Annotated in this window: 17 protein-coding genes and 1 tRNA gene; 10 read left to right on the top strand and 8 right to left on the bottom strand. The window is 62.0% G+C overall.

Annotated features, from left to right (window positions below; all coding sequences use genetic code 11):
• From H147_RS0107050 to H147_RS0107080, 6 genes are all read right to left on the bottom strand, one after another.
• Window positions 1–148, bottom strand: a 148-nt coding sequence (locus tag H147_RS0107050) for a helix-turn-helix domain-containing protein (protein ID WP_019954651.1), incomplete at its 3' end; no start/stop codon positions are given.
• A 123-nt stretch (window positions 149–271) separates the two neighbouring features.
• Window positions 272–424, bottom strand: coding sequence for a hypothetical protein (locus H147_RS20960; RefSeq protein WP_019954652.1), 153 nt, complete (start codon window positions 422–424; stop codon window positions 272–274).
• A gap of 817 nt (window positions 425–1,241) precedes the next feature.
• Complete coding sequence (locus H147_RS20965; protein ID WP_162561644.1) at window positions 1,242–1,619, bottom strand: hypothetical protein; 378 nt, start codon at window positions 1,617–1,619, stop codon at window positions 1,242–1,244.
• 344 nt (window positions 1,620–1,963) lie between these two features.
• Window positions 1,964–2,040 (bottom strand) — tRNA-Arg (locus H147_RS0107070).
• A gap of 53 nt (window positions 2,041–2,093) precedes the next feature.
• Window positions 2,094–2,405 (bottom strand): ETC complex I subunit, encoded by a 312-nt coding sequence (locus tag H147_RS0107075; RefSeq protein ID WP_026352332.1) that lies wholly within the window; start codon window positions 2,403–2,405, stop codon window positions 2,094–2,096.
• Window positions 2,406–2,476: 71 nt separating this feature from the next.
• Complete coding sequence (locus H147_RS0107080; RefSeq protein ID WP_019954656.1) at window positions 2,477–3,709, bottom strand: aminopeptidase; 1,233 nt, start codon at window positions 3,707–3,709, stop codon at window positions 2,477–2,479.
• Window positions 3,710–3,802: 93 nt separating this feature from the next.
• Here H147_RS0107080 and uvrB point away from each other — a divergent pair, with 93 nt between their 5' ends.
• Complete coding sequence (uvrB, locus tag H147_RS0107085) at window positions 3,803–6,007, top strand: excinuclease ABC subunit UvrB (RefSeq protein WP_026352333.1); 2,205 nt, start codon at window positions 3,803–3,805, stop codon at window positions 6,005–6,007.
• Window positions 6,008–6,033: 26 nt separating this feature from the next.
• Here the strand turns inward: uvrB and H147_RS0107090 are convergent, their stop codons facing one another.
• A complete protein-coding gene (locus H147_RS0107090; protein ID WP_019954658.1) occupies window positions 6,034–6,318 on the bottom strand; it encodes a TFIIB-type zinc ribbon-containing protein in 285 nt (94 codons plus the stop codon).
• Window positions 6,319–6,441: 123 nt separating this feature from the next.
• Here H147_RS0107090 and H147_RS0107095 point away from each other — a divergent pair, with 123 nt between their 5' ends.
• Window positions 6,442–6,864, top strand: coding sequence for a hypothetical protein (locus H147_RS0107095; protein ID WP_043699539.1), 423 nt, complete (start codon window positions 6,442–6,444; stop codon window positions 6,862–6,864).
• Window positions 6,861–7,325, top strand: a complete 465-nt coding sequence (locus tag H147_RS0107100; RefSeq protein ID WP_019954660.1) for a HugZ family pyridoxamine 5'-phosphate oxidase — start codon at window positions 6,861–6,863, stop codon at window positions 7,323–7,325. The genes H147_RS0107095 and H147_RS0107100 overlap by 4 nt, the downstream gene beginning before the upstream one ends.
• On the opposite strand, the gene H147_RS0107105 is transcribed toward H147_RS0107100, so the two are convergent.
• Complete coding sequence (locus tag H147_RS0107105) at window positions 7,305–7,832, bottom strand: NYN domain-containing protein (protein WP_110570933.1); 528 nt, start codon at window positions 7,830–7,832, stop codon at window positions 7,305–7,307. The genes H147_RS0107100 and H147_RS0107105 overlap by 21 nt on opposite strands.
• A gap of 192 nt (window positions 7,833–8,024) precedes the next feature.
• Here H147_RS0107105 and H147_RS0107110 point away from each other — a divergent pair, with 192 nt between their 5' ends.
• Genes H147_RS0107110 through H147_RS21495 form a run of 7 tightly spaced genes read left to right on the top strand, consistent with a single transcriptional unit; the run spans window position 8,025 to window position 16,635 of the window.
• The gene (locus H147_RS0107110) at window positions 8,025–9,407 is read left to right on the top strand and encodes an aminotransferase family protein (RefSeq protein ID WP_019954662.1); all 1,383 of its coding nucleotides are present in this window, start codon (window positions 8,025–8,027) and stop codon (window positions 9,405–9,407) included.
• Between the two features lie 60 nt (window positions 9,408–9,467).
• Entirely contained in the window at window positions 9,468–10,934 is a 1,467-nt protein-coding gene (gene pdxR / locus H147_RS0107115; RefSeq protein ID WP_019954663.1) for a MocR-like pyridoxine biosynthesis transcription factor PdxR, read from the top strand.
• On the top strand, window positions 10,931–11,680 hold the full coding sequence (locus H147_RS0107120; protein ID WP_019954664.1) for a TSUP family transporter: 750 nt from the start codon (window positions 10,931–10,933) through the stop codon (window positions 11,678–11,680). Before pdxR ends, H147_RS0107120 begins: the two co-directional genes overlap by 4 nt.
• A 12-nt stretch (window positions 11,681–11,692) precedes the next feature.
• Window positions 11,693–12,631: a phosphate acyltransferase gene (locus H147_RS0107125; RefSeq protein WP_019954665.1), complete on the top strand. Its 939-nt coding sequence runs from the start codon at window positions 11,693–11,695 to the stop codon at window positions 12,629–12,631.
• Window positions 12,628–13,710, top strand: a complete 1,083-nt coding sequence (locus H147_RS0107130) for an acetate/propionate family kinase (protein WP_019954666.1) — start codon at window positions 12,628–12,630, stop codon at window positions 13,708–13,710. The genes H147_RS0107125 and H147_RS0107130 overlap by 4 nt, the downstream gene beginning before the upstream one ends.
• On the top strand, window positions 13,700–16,525 hold the full coding sequence (locus H147_RS0107135; protein ID WP_019954667.1) for a molybdopterin oxidoreductase family protein: 2,826 nt from the start codon (window positions 13,700–13,702) through the stop codon (window positions 16,523–16,525). The genes H147_RS0107130 and H147_RS0107135 overlap by 11 nt, the downstream gene beginning before the upstream one ends.
• On the top strand, window positions 16,507–16,635 hold the full coding sequence (locus tag H147_RS21495) for a hypothetical protein (protein WP_019954668.1): 129 nt from the start codon (window positions 16,507–16,509) through the stop codon (window positions 16,633–16,635). The genes H147_RS0107135 and H147_RS21495 overlap by 19 nt, the downstream gene beginning before the upstream one ends.
• Window positions 16,636–16,650 lie beyond the last annotated feature (15 nt).

The following is a 16,650-nucleotide window of genomic DNA, read 5'->3' on the forward strand; positions in this document are numbered from 1 at the left end:
GATCTGGCGCGTGAAACGCAGGTTCAACAATCCCCTCCCGCAAATACTTCTTGATCGTGTTGCGAGACACGCCCGTCCGCCGCGCGATCTCGCGAATGGGCATCTTGTCACGCAGCGCCCATTTCCGGATAACTTTTAAAAATCCCATGTCTATCACTCCAAGTGCTCCCAGCTGATTCAAGCCGGGGTAAGGTTGCACATGGGTCAATTCTCGATGACAATTTCTGCTGCTGCCGGGTCAGTTCTCAGTGACAATCAACACCGCCAAGATCTAGAACCATGGGAACGACAGTTTGGCCGTCGTCCGCGCATCAATGGCTGCACGGTCGTCGGACGGTGCCATACGCGCCTCGATCAGAGCGATCGCGCAGTCCGCTATGCCCTTGAAACCGATGCGGATCGGGAAGGCGAATAGCGCGCTCATTGCTTGCCCGCCAGACACAGCGCCTGTTCCACTCCAGCTCGATCCTCGGCATAAACGCGGGATAGCGGGCCAGCAGTTGGTGCGGCGTGACAGAGAACGATGCCCGAACAATGGACAGCAAATGCACAAGAACTCAGTTGCTTCGAACTACGACGATGAATGGCGAACTTCGGATTGTGGACATCAAGACGGTGTGGCACGGTCCGAACGAACAGATCGCCCGCGCGCGTCAGAGCGAAACCTAGCGGGCAAGGCAAGGGCCTGCCACTCGGGTTATCGACAGTAAAACTGTCCCGCATTGCCTGTCGATACCGGTGCGTTTGTTAACGATCCATCGAGAGCAAAACAGGCAGCAAATCTGACACCGCGACCCACTGTATCGACCGGAATTGATGCCCCCGGACGAACTGTTTCCAAGTTATTGTAGTAGGAGGCGTTAGTACTGCAGCTGGCAGCTTCACACCATCGCACTGTGACCGATCGGGTACAACGGTTCGTAATTCGGCCCTTAAAAAAGGCGGTCGAGTTGGGGTTTATCGAAGACGATATACAATTGTTTGCACTCGGACTGGTTGTTGCCGGAGTGCTTGCAGGCAACGGGCTCGCGACAGATCTCGGCGGTGAATATGGTATCGGAGCCGGGGCACGATAGGCCGTCGTGTTTACTGGAGCCACGCGAGCTCCGCCGCTTCCCGCTGGCATGCATACAACTCCATTCCATTGACGCCCTTGGGAAGCACATAATCCCGGCATCGCGGCAGTCAGTGCGTTGTTTACGCCTTGTAGGTCGGCGGCATCACATGAAACCAGTAAAGAGCTAACCAACAGCGCAAAGGCTGAACGAAAATACATGACCTGCAAGCCCAGCCTTTGATAACGGACGGTTGAGACCTCTCGTCGAGACCAACTTCAGGGATTGATACTGACAATAGACCAGCATCATATAATTTACCCCTACTCCGCCACGGTAAATGTCGAAATGATGTACCGAACAGTTGGCCGATTCGCTTTTTCGCTCAAGATTCTTTTTGATCACGAAGGCCCATACGGTGATCACAGGGCCACTATGTGGTAAATCCTGCAGTTGCGTCGACATAACTTCGAAACCGGCCAATACCCAGCGTGCTAAAGATTGTGGCGACAATCCCGCACATTTTTCCATCAGCGGTAAGGCTGCAGTGGTCCGGGAGAACACTGCGTCACCTCTGCACCGCCGTGATCGCACCCAGTCCCGAGATACAACAGCCCGCGGATCACGTTGGCCTGCTCCCTGAAAATTGGATAGTCATGGAAGGAACAATCTGACATCTGCTAGTCTCCAATAGCGAGGAGATCAGCATTTGAAGAAAAGCATGAACCATGACGCAGAGTTCAAAGCCCGCGTAGCGTCGGAAGCCGTGAATGGCGAGCTCACAATAGCGGAACTGGCTACCTTGAAGGATCTGAACGGAGAAACACGAAGAACCGCCTTGACACGATGGGCAGCAAAAAGTGCAGATTTGCGCAGTCTTGTGCCTCAGTCACAGCCGAAAGCCGGAATGGCGATCCCACGAGGACTCGAACCCCGAACCTGCTGATTAGAAGTCAGCTGCTCTATCCAGTTGAGCTATGAGATCGTCAGGACGCGGTATCGCGCGACAAAGGGGCTTTTGGCAAGCCGGAAACGGCGCTAGTGGGTCCAGGCGCCGCGTCGGTTGGTGGCGAAATTCTCGCCATAGCCGCCGGGGCGGATGTTGGGTTTGCGCGATTTAGGTTCCTGCACGATGGCATCGATTGCGTGTTCGCGGGCGTAATCCAGCGCTGCTTCCTTGCTGTCGAAATATAGCTTCACCTGCGCCTGCGTGTCGGCCGACGAGGTCCAGCCCATCAGCGGGTCGATGCTCCGCGCGGCTTCGGCCACATGTTCCAACACCCAGGACCGCGTTTTCGCGGTGCCCGAGGACATGGCGGTTCTGGCTGGCTTGTAGATTCGTGCGCGCATCTTTGGCCCTTTCGTCGTTGCATGTCATATGCGCAAAAGGCGGAGATTTCGCAAGCCCCGCCAGTGTCGCATCACGCCCATTCGCCTTTGCGCATGACGGGGATCACCTCGCCTGTCTTGGTGATCCCGTCGATATCCACCGCATCCGACCCCATCATCCAGTCGACATGGATCAGGCTTTGGTTGCCGCCTTTTTGCTGGAGCTCCTCGGGCGAATATTCCGACCCGCCGGTGATCGTATCCGCATAGCATTGGCCAAGTGCGATATGGCAGGACGCGTTTTCATCGAAGAGCGTGTTGTAGAACAGCGTGCCGGACTGGCTGATCGGGCTGGAATGGGGGACCAACGCCACCTCGCCAATACGGCAGGCGCCGTCGTCAGTGTTTAGCAGCGCCTTCAGTACGGCCTCGCCTTTGGTCGCTGTCGCCTCGACGATGCGGCCCGCCTCGAAGCGGACCTTGATGTTCTCGATGACATTGCCCTGATGCGCGAGAGGCTTGGTGGCGGAGACCACGCCGTCGACCTTGTAGGCATGGGGACAGGTGAACACCTCTTCGGTGGGGATATTGGGCTGGCAGACGACGCCGTTCAGTGCGGGTGAGGCACCACCTTTCCAGATATGCCCGTCCGCCAGACCCAGCATCAGGTCGGTGCCGGGGCCAGTGTATTTCAGCGCGGCGAAATCGTGGTCGTTCAACCACTGCACACGCTTCTTTAGTTCTTTGGTGTGCGCGGCCCAATTCGCCACCGGATCGTCGCCATCCAGACGGGACGCCTTGTAGATCGCATCCATCAGCTTGCCCTGCGCTTCCTCGACTGGCAGATCGGGGAACACACGCGCGGCCCAGCCGGCACCGGGGAAGGCGACGATGTTCCAGTTCACCTCGAACCCGACGATGGGTGCCATCGCAGGTTTGGCGGCGATAGATGTGGCCTTGGACAGGCGCGCGACCTTCGCGGGGTCCTGATCGGCCAGCAGCATCGGGTCGTCGCCCGTGATCGCCATGCGCGCGGCACCGCCTTTGTAGGCGGCGGCGAGACCTTCGTAAAACCACGCAGGCGCGCGGTCGAAACTGGAGTCGTCGGCATTTTCATACCGCGCGAGCGTGATCGCCTCGTCGGTGAAGAACGGCATCACGATCCCTGCCCCGGCCTTGTAGGCATGCACGGTGATCGCGCGGACCAGTTCGATCGCCGACAGGGGGGCGGTGATCACCAGATCCTGCCCTTTTTGCAGGTTCACGCCGGTGCGCACGGCGACTTCGGCCAAGCGGTCGAGTTTCACGGGATCAATCATGGTCATACCTCTTTCGTTTGGCCGGACCTTAGGCCAGCGGTGGCCCTTGATCCAGTGACCAAAGACAACAACTATAGGTCAACCAAAGGAATCCCCGCCATGGCCTATGCCCAGACCGACAAAACGCCGCCCGTCTATCTGGCGAACCCTGCGCCGGACGTGAAAACCCGCGAAAAGATGGAAGGCGGCAAGCGCTTTGTGCTGCAGACAGATTTCGAACCCGCAGGCGACCAGCCGACCGCGATTGCCGAACTCAGCGCCGGGATTCTGGCAGGCGAACGCGATCAGGTGCTGCTGGGCGCGACGGGGACCGGCAAGACATTCACCATGGCCAAGATGATCGAACAGACCCAGCGGCCTGCGATCATCCTTGCACCCAACAAGACGCTGGCGGCGCAATTATACGGCGAATTCAAAGGGTTCTTCCCCGACAATGCCGTCGAGTACTTTGTAAGCTATTATGATTACTATCAGCCCGAAGCCTACGTCGCGCGGTCGGATACCTATATCGAGAAAGAATCCCAGATCAACGAGCAGATCGACCGGATGCGCCATTCGGCGACGCGCGCGCTCTTGGAACGCGACGACGTGATTATCGTGGCGTCTGTGTCCTGCATCTATGGCATCGGGTCGGTGGAAACCTATGGCGCGATGACGCAGGATATCCATGCCGGCCAATCCTATGACCAGAGGCAGATCATCGCCGATCTGATCGCACAGCAATACCGGCGCAACGATCAGGCGTTCCAGCGCGGCACCTTCCGCGTGCGTGGCGACAGTCTGGAAATTTGGCCGGCCCACCTTGACGACCGCGCATGGAAACTGTCGTTCTTCGGAGAGGAGCTGGAGGCGATCACCGAATTCGACCCTCTGACCGGCACCAAGACAGGCACATTCGACAAGGTCCGCGTCTATGCCAATTCGCATTACGTGACGCCCAAACCCACGATGCAGCAGGCGATCATCGGCATCAAGAAAGAGCTGCGAATGCGGCTGAACCAACTGGTCAATGACGGCAAACTCCTGGAAGCCCAGCGGCTGGAACAACGCACCAATTTCGATCTCGAAATGCTGGAGGCGACCGGCGTCTGCAACGGGATCGAAAACTATTCACGCTATCTGACTGGCCGCGCGCCGGGGGAGCCACCGCCGACCCTGTTCGAATTCATCCCGGACAACGCCATCGTTTTTGCCGACGAGTCCCACGTTTCCGTGCCCCAGATCGGCGGCATGTACAAAGGCGACTATCGACGCAAATTCACGCTGGCAGAACACGGGTTCCGCCTGCCCTCCTGCATGGACAACCGCCCGTTGAAGTTCGAGGAATGGGACGCGATGCGCCCGCAATCGGTCTTCGTGTCCGCCACCCCCGCCGCGTGGGAGCTGGAACAGACGGGCGGCGTCTTCACCGAACAGATCATCCGCCCGACCGGCCTGATCGACCCGCAAATCGAGATCCGGCCCGTGGAAACGCAAGTCGACGACCTGCTCGACGAGGTGCGCAAGGTGGCCGCCGCCGGTTACCGCACCTTGGTCACGACCCTGACCAAGCGCATGTCCGAGGACTTGACCGAATACATGCACGAACAGGGCATCCGCGTCCGCTACATGCACTCCGACATCGACACGATCGAGCGGATCGAGATTCTGCGCGACCTGCGGCTTGGTGCGTTTGACGTGCTGATCGGGATCAACCTGCTGCGCGAGGGTCTCGACATTCCCGAATGTGGGCTGGTCGCCATTCTGGACGCGGACAAGGAAGGCTTCCTGCGCTCTGAAACCTCGCTCGTGCAGACCATCGGGCGGGCCGCGCGCAACGCCGAAGGCCGTGTCATCATGTATGCCGACCGGATCACCGGCAGCATGGAACGTGCAATGAACGAAACCGAACGCCGCCGGACCAAGCAGTTGGCCTATAACGAAGAACACGGCATCACGCCGACGACCGTGAAAAAGAACGTCGAGGATATTCTGGCGGGCCTCTACAAAGGCGATGTGGACATGAACCGCGTGACCGCCAAGATCGACAAAGACCGCGCGGGTGGCAATATCCAGACCGTCATCGAAGGCATCCGCACCGATATGCGCAAGGCCGCCGAAAACCTCGAATTCGAGGAAGCGGCGCGGTTGCGGGATGAACTCAAACGTCTGGAAGCCGTGGAACTGGCCATCGCCGACGACCCGCTGGCGCGCCAACAGGCGGTGGACAAGGCCGTCGACGACGCCTCGCGCGCGTCAGGCCGTAGCACGGGCGGCCGTGGCGGCATGCGGGGCGGGAAAAGCAGATATGGCGGGCGGAAATAAGGGGGGCGCTGCCCCCCTTCCCCGCATCAGAAATCGAACAGGTCTTCCAGAAACCCGCCGCGCTTTTTCTTGCGGGGGCGGTCGTATTGGTCGCGGCTGTCGCCATAGCCACGGTCGTCGGCATACCCGCGATCATCGCGGCCGGATGGTGGCGGCGGCGGTGGCGGCGGCGTGTAGGCAGCGCTGCGTTCGATGATCTTGTCCAACTCTCCCCGGTCTAGCCAGACACCCCGGCATTGCGGGCAATAGTCGATCTCGACGCCGGAGCGGTCAGAAATCACAAGTTGGGTTCCATCGATCGGGCATTGCATGGCAGGTCTCCTTTGTTGTCAAAGGCCGAGATGGGAAACCGGGGCCCACAGTGCAAGGCATGGCGCGGAATGTCGCATCGCCGGACGCTCTTGTTTTTGCATGAAAGCTGCTATCTTCGACAGATGCGCCTGACGTTCGCCTTTATCCTTCTCGCCGCGCCTGCTGGCGCATGGGACTTTTCGCCGTCCCCTATATGCACGCTGACGGACGCAGACGGCACGGTGACCGTGACCTATGACGCACGCCTGCCGGAATACAGCGTCACGATCACCCTGCCGGATGGCACGTGGTCGGACGATCCGGCCTTCGCGATGAATTTCGTGGGCGACCGTCCGATCTTTATCCAGACCGACCGTCACCAGATCAGCCCCGATGGCCGCAGCCTGACGGTGACGGACAGCGGGTTCGGGAATGTGCTGGACGGGTTGGCTTTCAACCAGCGCGCCTATGCGATTTCTGGCGACACCACCGTGGGCGTGTCGCTGGAAGGGATTGGCCCCGCGATGGAAGCCTTCCGCGCCTGTCCCGAGGCGAACCTTGCTTGACCCGACGCGAGCCGATCAACCCCACCGATGATGCCGCCCGCGCGCTGGTGCGCGACTTGCTGGCGGATGTCCGCTTTGGCGCGTTGGCTGTGCTGCATCCCGAAACCGGCGCGCCCTATGTCGCCCGCGTCGGGATGATCTGGGATGACACCGCCGCGCTGACGCTGGTGTCGACCCTGTCCACACATACGCGGGCGCTGCTGGTCCAACCCGCCTGCGCCGTGCTGGTGGGCGAGGTTGGCGACAAGGGCGACCCCTTGACCCATCCGCGCCTGACGCTGACCGCGCAGGCCGCGCAGGTCGACAAGCAAGCGCACAAGGACAGATGGCTGGCCGCTGTGCCCAAGGCCAGGCTTTACTATGATTTTACCGACTTCCTGATGTTCCGGCTGACCCCCGTCGGCATCGACCTGAACGGCGGTTTCGGCAAGGCCTACCGCCTAACCCCGGACGAGCTCTAGCGGCTTGCGCCAGACCACCGCGCCATCCTGAAAGGTGCCGCGCAGTACCGCGCCCTTGCGGTCCAGATGCGGGAAATGCACGCGCCAGTCGCGATACTGGTCGTTGCTGACCACCCGCAGCCCGTGATCGGCAGCAAAGGCAAGGATCGCCTGATCCGCGACGACACCCTTGTCGACCACGCAGATATGGGCCGCAGGAATGTCGATCGCATGGGACAGCTTGTTCTCGTTCAGATAGCGGTCGGACAGCTTGTAACCCACGCTCGCATCAAAAAAGACGATGGGCGTATAACCCTTGATCTCCAGCTCTCGCAACACGCGGCACAGCACCTTGGCCGACGGGTCGCCGCCCCAATGCATGACGTTGGACCCGTCCACGACGATGGCGTTGCGAGGGACCTCGGCACTGGCTTCGGGTGTCGGACGCAGCGGCCTGCGGCGCAGCGCGACCAGCACGGCAAAGCCGATCAACGCCGGCAGCAACAAGAGCAGGTCGGAAAGCATCATCCCGCGATCATATGCCCAGCGCCCGCCCATACAAGCCAGCAGACAACCCGCCGACATCTGGCTATATCTATGCACCCCATCTGGTCATATCACCCAAGGCAAAACTCGGGTCAGACTGGACAGCGACACGGGTAATGCGCGTCTTGGATTCGCAGGCCCTGCAACCAATCCTTTGCAACGGAGCTACCGGACATGGATACCCTCAACTTTGCCAACGACCCCGGCCATGTGATCGAGGCCGACCGCGCCCATGTCTGGCACCATATCAGCCAGCACAAGGTCTATGAAAACATTGACCCGCGCATCATCGTCGAAGGACGCGGGCTGCGGGTCTGGGACATCAAGGGCAAGGAACATATCGATGCTGTGTCGGGTGGTGTCTGGACCGTCAACATCGGCTATGGCCGCGAACGGATGGGCCGCGCGATTTCGGACGCCGTGACCAAGATGTGTTTCTTCGGCGGGGCGCTCGGGACCATTCCGGGCGCACAATTCGCCGAAATGCTGATCGCAAAGATGCCGGGGCTGGACCGCGTCTATTATGCGAACTCGGGGTCCGAGGCGAATGAAAAGGCGTTCAAGATGGTCCGCCAGATCAGCCACAAGCATTACGGCGGCAAGAAATCCAAGATCCTCTACCGCGAGCGCGATTATCATGGCACCACCATCGCCAACCTTTCGGCAGGCGGGCAGGACGAACGCAACGCGCAATACGGCCCCTTTGTGCCGGGCTTCGTGCGCGTGCCGCATTGCCTTGAATACCGTTCTCAGGACGGGACCCTGGGCGAGGAATACGCCGCCAACGCGGCCCGCGCGATCGAGGATGTGATCCTTGCCGAAGGGGCCGACACGATCGGCGCGCTCTGTCTTGAACCGATCACTGCAGGCGGCGGGATCATCGTGCCGCCCAAGGGGTATTGGGAACGCGTGCAGGAACTTTGCCGCAAATACGATATCCTGCTGCATATCGACGAGGTCGTCTGCGGACTGGGCCGCACCGGCGCTTGGTTCGGCTATCAGCAATTCGGCGTCCAGCCCGATATCGTGACGATGGCCAAGGGCGTGGCATCCGGCTATGCCGCGATTTCGTGCTGTGTGACCACCAATACCGTATTCGAAATGTTCAAGGACGACACCGACAAGCTGTCCTATTTCCGCGATATTTCCACCTTTGGCGGATGCACGGCAGGGCCAGCGGCAGCCATCGAAAACATGCGGATCATCGAGGAAGAGGACCTTCTGGGTAATTCGACCGCCATGGGTGCGCATCTGTCGGGCAACCTGCATGCGCTGATGGACAAGCACAAATGGATCGGCGACGTGCGCGGCATGGGCCTGTTCCAAGGTGCCGAACTGGTCGTGGACCGCGACACCAAGGAACCGCTGGACGAAAAGAAGGTGCAGGCCATCGTCGCCGATTGCATGGCGCAAGGCATCATCATCGGGGCCACGAACAGGTCGCTTCCGGGGTTCAACAACACGCTGCTCTTCGCGCCTTCGCTGATCGCGACCAAGGATGATCTCAACCAGATCACAGACGCCGTCGATCAGGCGATCACCCGCGTTCTGGGCTAGAACACCCGCTTGCCTTGGCTCTGGGATAAGTCCAGTCTGGACACATCCTAGGGCCAGCGCATGTCGATTTCCGTTGAGACCTTTTTTCTTGATCCGGGTGCCGAAGGCACGCTGCAGGCGCGAATCCAGCAGATGGTCGCGCAAGGCATCCTTGCAGGCCGGTTCCGCCCCGGTGAACGATTGCCATCGTCGCGGATGATGGCGCAGCATCTGGGCGTCAGCCGGATCACCGTGACGCTGGCCTATACCGAACTGGTGGCGGATGATTACCTGACCTCGCGTGGGCGGTCGGGGTATTATGTGTCTGACAACGCACCCGAACCGCCCGCCTTTACGGCGCAGACGGTCCAGTCAGGCACGGTGGACTGGGCGCGCGCCATCGGCCAGCGCTTTACGCCGGGGCTGAGCAACGACAAACCCGCCGATTGGGCGAATTACCGTTATCCGTTCATCTATGGGCAGGCCGACCGGACGCTGTTCGATGCCGCCAACTGGCGGCTCTGCGCCCTGCGCGCGCTGGGGATGCGCGATTTCGGGGCGCTGACGGCAGATTATTATGACGGCGACGACCCGCAACTGGTGGATTTCATCAGCCGTCAGACCCTGCCAAGGCGCGGCATTCTGGCGAACCCTGATGAAATCCTGATCACGATGGGCGCGCAGAACGCTTTGTGGCTATCGGCGCAGGTGCTGCTGAACAGCCGCAGGCGGGCCGCGATCGAGGACCCCTGCTATCCGGCGTTGCGCAATATCCTGACGCAATCGCGCTGCCATCTGAGCATTGTGCCGGTGGACCGCGACGGGCTCCCGCCCGAGGCCCTGCCCCGCGGGATCGACGTGGTTTTCACCACCCCCAGCCACCAAAGCCCGACCGCCGCGACCATGCCGCTGGACCGGCGCAAGGCGCTGATCGCGCGGGCCGAGGCCGAGGATTTCATCATCGTCGAGGATGATTACGAATTCGAGATGTCGTTCCTGAAAGCACCCTCGCCGTCGCTCAAATCGCTGGACCCGCATGGGCGGGTGATCCATGTCGGCTCCTTCTCCAAATCGCTGTTTCCGGGGCTACGGCTGGGCTATCTGGTCGGCCCCGCGCCATTCATCCGCGAAGCACGCGCCTTGCGCGCCAGCGTGCTGCGCCATCCGCCGGGGCATATCCAGCGCACGGTCAGCTATTATCTGTCGCTGGGCCATTACGACGCGCTGATCCGCCGGATGAGCCGCGCCTATCACGAGCGGCGTCAGGTGCTGGACGCGGCCTTGCAGGATTGCGGGCTGGTGGTGGCGGGGCAAGGGCTGTCGGGCGGATCGTCGGTCTGGGTGAAAACACCTGACGGCACAGATACCGCAGCACTGGCGCTGGCGCTGCGGGCGGATGGCGTGCTGATCGAGCCGGGCGCACGTTTCTTTGCAGGCGACGCGCCACCCACGGAATTCATGCGCCTTGCCTATTCCTCGATCCCCGCGGCCCGGATCGGTGAAGGCATGCGTCTGATCGCGGCGGCCTTGGCGCGGGGGGCGGCGTGATCATGCCTTTCGATCTGGACAGCGGCACGGCCGCCTTGCTGGCCCTTGCCCTGCTGGGGGCGGCCTTTGTGCGCGGGTATTCGGGGTTCGGGTTTTCCGCGATCTTCATTGCCTTTGCGGCACTGCTGACGAACCCCCTGCCCCTGATCCCCGTCGTTTTCGCCTGCGAGATCCTGATGACCGCCTTTCAGGCACGCGGGATCCGGGCGCATGTCGACTGGCCCCGTGTGGGCTGGCTGATCCTCGGGGCGGCTGTCGCGCTGCCGTTTTCCGTGTCGGTCATGCTGTCGGTGGGCGAGGATACAGCCCGCATCGTCATTTCCACCGTGATCCTGCTCATGGCGTTGCTGCTGCTGTCAGGCTGGACCTTGCAGCGGCGGATCGGCGGGCCGGGGCATGGCAGTGTGGGTATCCTGTCGGGCATGTGCAACAGCGCAGGGATCGGCGGCCTGCCGGTCGCGGCCTTTCTGTCGGCCCAACCGATGCAGGCGGCCACGTTCCGCGCAACGATGATTGTTTATCTGACCTTGCTGGACCTAATCACCCTGCCGCTGTTGTGGATGGGTGGGCTGGTCACATGGGACACCGCCATCGCCGCGCTGATGGCCTTTCCGATACTGGGCTTGGGCGTCTGGCTGGGCGGGCGACGCTTTCTGGCGGCCTCGCCCGCGGCTTTCCGGCAATCAGCGGTTTTGCTCTTGCTCCTTTTGTCCGCACTCGGTCTGATCCGGGCGATGCTGACCTGAGAGGCAACGACGATGCACGACGACTACCCGTTCCTGTCGCAGACACATGCGCGATGCCCGCAAAGCCTGCTGGACAGGGCCCGTCATCTACCCATACCCCGGGTCGCCTTGGTCAATGCAGGCGGCGCAAACCCGCTGCAAGGCCTGCGCGAGGCCTGCGATCTGGGTCTGGCGACGCCCGTCCTGATCGGTGATACGGCGCGTATTCTGGCCACCGCCGATGCGATCGGCTGGGACATCACCGGTCTGCCGCTGATCCATGCCCCCGGACCGCAAGCCGCACAAAAGGCGGCCGAGCTTGCCCGCGACGAGCGTGTCGATGCGATCATGAAAGGACAGGTGCATACGTCGGTCTTTCTGCAAGGGCTGCTGCCCTCCAGCGCAGGCTTGCGTGACAAGGGCAGCCTTTGCGGCCATGTGTTCCACCTGACCATGCCCGGATCAGACCGGCCGCTGTTCCTGACCGATGCCGCGCTGAACGTCGCACCCGATGTCGCCACGCGGCAGGCCTGCCTGACGCACGCGGTCCGGCTGGCGCAGACCTTGGGCATCACCCGCCCGCGCGCCGGATTGCTGGCCGCGACCGAGGATGTGGTCCCCACGATCCCCTCGACGGGAGAAGCGGCGCTAATCGCCGCATGGGCCAAGACCGCGCTGCCCGAGGCTATCGTCGAAGGGCCGATGGCGCTCGACCTGATCTTTTCGCGCGCGGCGGCGGCAGCGAAGAACTTTACCTCCGAGGTTGCAGGCCAGCCCGATATCATGCTGGTGCCCGACATCACGACCGGCAACGCGCTGTTTAAGCTGATGTCGCTGGGCATGGGCTGTTGTGCTGCGGGGGTCGTGCTGGGGGCGAAAGTGCCGATCATGCTGACCAGCCGGTCGCAGACCGCACAGGACCGGATCGCCTCGGCAGCACTTGGCGCGATCGCTGCGGGGATGCGGGCATGATCCTCGTCGTCAACACGGGATCGTCGTCGGTCAAGGTGGCGCTGTTCGATGGGGGCCTTGCAAGGCTGGCCTCGGGCGAAGTGACGGAAATCGGCGGCGCGGGCCTGCTCAAGTCCGGCGGGGACCACACACCGATCCGCGCGGCAGACCATGCCAGCGCCCTTGCCGCCTTGTTGGACGCGCTCGATACCGCAGGCCAGCGCCTGACCGCCGCCGCACACCGGATCGTGCATGGCGGGGCAGACCTGACGGCCCCCACCCGTGTGACGCCCGATGTCATCGCACAGATCAGCGCCTGCAACGTGCTGGCCCCATTGCACAATCCGCACAACATCGCGGGGATCGCCGCCATTGCCGACGCGCTGCCCGACTTGCCGCAATACGTCAGTTTCGATACGGCGTTCCATGCCACGAACCCCGCCATCGCCACGACCTATGCCCTGCCGCCGGAGGAGACGGCCAAAGGCATCCGACGCTACGGCTTTCACGGGCTGAGCTACCAAAGTCTTGTGCAGTCCTTTGCCGACACGCTGCCTGACCATCTGCTGGCCTTCCACCTTGGCAACGGCGCCTCGCTTTGCGCGATCAAGGATGGTAAATCGGTCGCCTCCTCAATGGGCTATTCCCCGCTCGACGGTCTGGTCATGGGCACCCGCACCGGCAGCATCGACGGCATGGCCGTGCTGCGACTTGCGAAAGATCACGGCATCGCGGCGGCAGGCGACATCCTGAACCGGCAGAGCGGGTTGCGCGCCTTGGGCGGCACGAGCGACATGGCAGCGCTGCTGCAATCAAACAGCGACAGCGCACGCTTCGCCGTGGAACATTTCTGCTATTGGGCGGCACGGCACGCAGGCTCTGCAATCGTCGCAATGGGCGGGCTTGACGCCGTGGCCTTCACCGGCGGGATCGGTGAAAATGCACCGGAAATCCGTGAGCAGATCATGGACCATCTGGCGTTTCTTGGTAAGGTGCCGGTGCATGTGATCGCCGCCGACGAGGAAAAGCAGATCGCGCGCGACGCGCTGACCCTCTTGGCGCAAGACCAGCTACGCGAAGGAGCCAGCCATGTCCCTTGACCAGCCCCAGCTTGACACATCCCCGCACGTGTCCGACGAGGTGCGCAAGACGACCTGCTACATGTGCGCCTGCCGCTGCGGGATCAACGTGCATATGAAGGACGGCAAGGTCGCCTATATCGAAGGCAACCGCGATCACCCCGTGAATCAGGGCGTGCTTTGCGCCAAGGGCTCGGCGGGCATCATGCAGCACAATGCGCCCTCGCGTCTGCGCGCGCCTTTGCGGCGGGTAGGTGAACGCGGGTCGGGCAAGTTCGAGGAAATCAGCTGGGAAGAGGCGTTGCAGACCGCGACCGGCTGGCTGGCCCCACTGCGCGCAAAGCACCCCGAAAAACTGGCGTTCTTCACCGGCCGCGACCAGTCGCAATCCTTCACCAGCTTCTGGGCGCAGGGGTTCGGCACACCCAATTACGCGGCCCACGGGGGCTTCTGTTCGGTCAACATGGCCGCCGCCGGCATCTACACGATGGGCGGGGCCTTTTGGGAATTCGGCCAGCCCGACTGGGACCATACCAAGCTCTTCATGCTGTTCGGCGTGGCCGAAGACCACGACAGCAACCCGATCAAGATGGGGATCGGCAAGATCAAGGCCCGTGGCGCGCGCATCATCGGCGTGAACCCGATCCGCACCGGATATAATGCCGTGGCCGATGATTGGGTCGGCATCACGCCCGGCACCGACGGGCTGTTCATCCTCGCGCTGGTGCATTGCCTGATGCAGGCGGGCAAGGTCGATCTCGACTATCTGGCGCGGTTCACCAATGCCTCGGTCCTTGTAAACGAAGACCCCAAGTCCGACCAGTTCGGCCTGTTCCTGCGCGATGCCGCAGGCCAGCCACAGGTGATCGACCGGCGCACAGGCCAGCTTGCGCCATGGAACGGCCACGGGGTCGAGCCCGATCTTGCCGCCACCCACCGTGCCGCAGGCATCACGCATCGCCCCGTCTTTCACCTGATGGCCGATCGCTATCTTGACCCGTCTTACGCGCCCGAGGCTGTCGCCGACCGCTGCGGTATCTCGGCCCAGCGCATCCGCGCGCTGGCGGCTGATCTGGCGCGGGTGGCCTTTGACGAGGCGATCACACTCGACCACGCATGGACCGATTTCCGCGGCAAAAAGCATGCGAAAATGATCGGCCGCCCCGTCAGTTTCCACGCGATGCGGGGAATTTCAGCCCATTCCAACGGTTTCCAGACCTGCCGCGCGCTGCATATGCTGCAGATCCTCCTTGGCGCCGTGGAAACCCCCGGCGGCATGCGGTTCAAACCACCCTACCCCAAACCCGCCACAGCCCACCCCAAACCGCATGGCAAGGTGACAGCGGGTGCCGCCCTCGACGGCCCGCATCTGGGCTATGTGCAGGGTCCCGAAGACCTCCTGCTGCATGACGACGGCAGCCCCATCCGCATCGACAAGGCGTTCTCGTGGGACAACCCGATGTCGGCGCACGGGCTGATGCATATGGTGATCAGCAACGCCCATGCGGGCGATCCCTACAAGATCGACACGCTCTTCATGTATATGGCGAACATGTCGTGGAATTCGTCGATGAACGTGGGCGGCGTCCACAAGATGCTGACCGACAAGGATGAAAACGGCGATTACCTCATCCCCCGCATCATCTATTCCGATGCCTATTCATCCGAAATGGTGGCCTATGCCGATCTGATCCTGCCCGACACGACCTATCTGGAACGGCACGATTGCATCAGCCTGCTCGACCGCCCGATCTGCGAGGCGGACGGCGTCGCCGACGCAATCCGCTGGCCCGTGGTGGAACCCGACCGCGATGTGCGCGGGTTCCAGTCGGTGCTCTGCGATCTGGGCGCGCGGCTGGGACTGCCGGGGTTCGTGAACGATGATGGCAGTGCGAAATACAAAGACTACGCCGATTACATCACAAATCACATCCGCCGCCCCGGGATCGGGCCACTGGCGGGGTTTCGGGATGCAGACGGCACCGCCGAAGGGCGCGGCGCGGCCAACCCCGACCAGTTGCAGGCCTATATCGACAACGGCGGTTTCTGGATCGCCCATGTCCCAGAAAACTGCGCCTATTACAAACCCTTCAGCGCCGAGTATCAGGACTGGGCGGTAAAGATGGGCTTTTACGATGTCATGCAGCCCTACATTTTTCAGCTTTATGTAGAACCCTTGCGCAAGTTTCAGGCCGCCGCCGAAGGGCGCGGCCACCGCCAACCGCCCGACCATTTGCGCGGGCAGATCAAGGTGACGATGGACCCGCTGCCGATCTGGTATCCGCCGTTTGAGGATGGCCATGTCGACCCTGCCGAATACCCGATCCATGCCCTGACCCAACGGCCGATGGCGATGTATCATTCCTGGGGCACGCAAAACGCCTGGCTGCGGCAAATCCATGGCCATAACCCGCTCTATGTGCCGACGAAAATCTGGGAGGCGCATGGGTTCAAGGACGGCGACTGGGCACGCGTCACCTCGGCGCATGGATCGATTACCGTGCCTGTGGCGCATCAGGCCGCGCTCAACGAAAACACGGTCTGGACATGGAACGCCATCGGCAAACGCAAGGGCGCCTGGGCGCTCGACGAAAAAGCACCCGAGGCGACCAAAGGCTTCCTGCTCAACCACCTGATCCACGAACTGCTGCCGCCGCGCGGCGACGGGCTGCGCTGGGCGAATTCCGATCCGATCACAGGGCAGGCCGCATGGTTCGATCTGCGCGTGAAAATCGAAAAATCGGGCATTCCGAACGAGGCGCAGCCCGTCATGCCCGCCATCACATCCCCCGTCCCGCAAGGGCCCAAAGACATCGCATGGACATCCCGCAAATGACCAAAGGCCAAATCCTTCTGCTGATCGCCCTCTTCGTCGCCCTGACGCTGGGCAGTTTCATCTGGTATATCGCCACATGGGATGCCGCTGCGCGCGCCCCGATCGGATAAAGCGCCATGTCCCCG

This window comes from Yoonia vestfoldensis DSM 16212 (assembly GCF_000382265.1).
GTDB lineage: Bacteria > Pseudomonadota > Alphaproteobacteria > Rhodobacterales > Rhodobacteraceae > Yoonia > Yoonia vestfoldensis.

Bases quoted from the DNA above. Each gene is read 5' to 3' on its own strand.
- H147_RS20960 (WP_019954652.1), bottom strand. From the start codon at position 424: ATGAGCGCGCTATTCGCCTTCCCGATCCGCATCGGTTTCAAGGGCATA.
- H147_RS0107075 (WP_026352332.1), bottom strand. From the start codon at position 2,405: ATGCGCGCACGAATCTACAAGCCAGCCAGAACCGCCATGTCCTCGGGC.
- H147_RS0107080 (WP_019954656.1), bottom strand. From the start codon at position 3,709: ATGACCATGATTGATCCCGTGAAACTCGACCGCTTGGCCGAAGTCGCC.
- uvrB (WP_026352333.1), top strand. From the start codon at position 3,803: ATGGCCTATGCCCAGACCGACAAAACGCCGCCCGTCTATCTGGCGAAC.
- H147_RS0107090 (WP_019954658.1), bottom strand. From the start codon at position 6,318: ATGCAATGCCCGATCGATGGAACCCAACTTGTGATTTCTGACCGCTCC.
- H147_RS0107095 (WP_043699539.1), top strand. From the start codon at position 6,442: ATGCGCCTGACGTTCGCCTTTATCCTTCTCGCCGCGCCTGCTGGCGCA.
- H147_RS0107105 (WP_110570933.1), bottom strand. From the start codon at position 7,832: ATGATGCTTTCCGACCTGCTCTTGTTGCTGCCGGCGTTGATCGGCTTT.
- H147_RS0107110 (WP_019954662.1), top strand. From the start codon at position 8,025: ATGGATACCCTCAACTTTGCCAACGACCCCGGCCATGTGATCGAGGCC.
- pdxR (WP_019954663.1), top strand. From the start codon at position 9,468: ATGTCGATTTCCGTTGAGACCTTTTTTCTTGATCCGGGTGCCGAAGGC.
- H147_RS0107125 (WP_019954665.1), top strand. From the start codon at position 11,693: ATGCACGACGACTACCCGTTCCTGTCGCAGACACATGCGCGATGCCCG.
- H147_RS0107130 (WP_019954666.1), top strand. From the start codon at position 12,628: ATGATCCTCGTCGTCAACACGGGATCGTCGTCGGTCAAGGTGGCGCTG.
- H147_RS0107135 (WP_019954667.1), top strand. From the start codon at position 13,700: ATGTCCCTTGACCAGCCCCAGCTTGACACATCCCCGCACGTGTCCGAC.
- H147_RS21495 (WP_019954668.1), top strand. From the start codon at position 16,507: ATGGACATCCCGCAAATGACCAAAGGCCAAATCCTTCTGCTGATCGCC.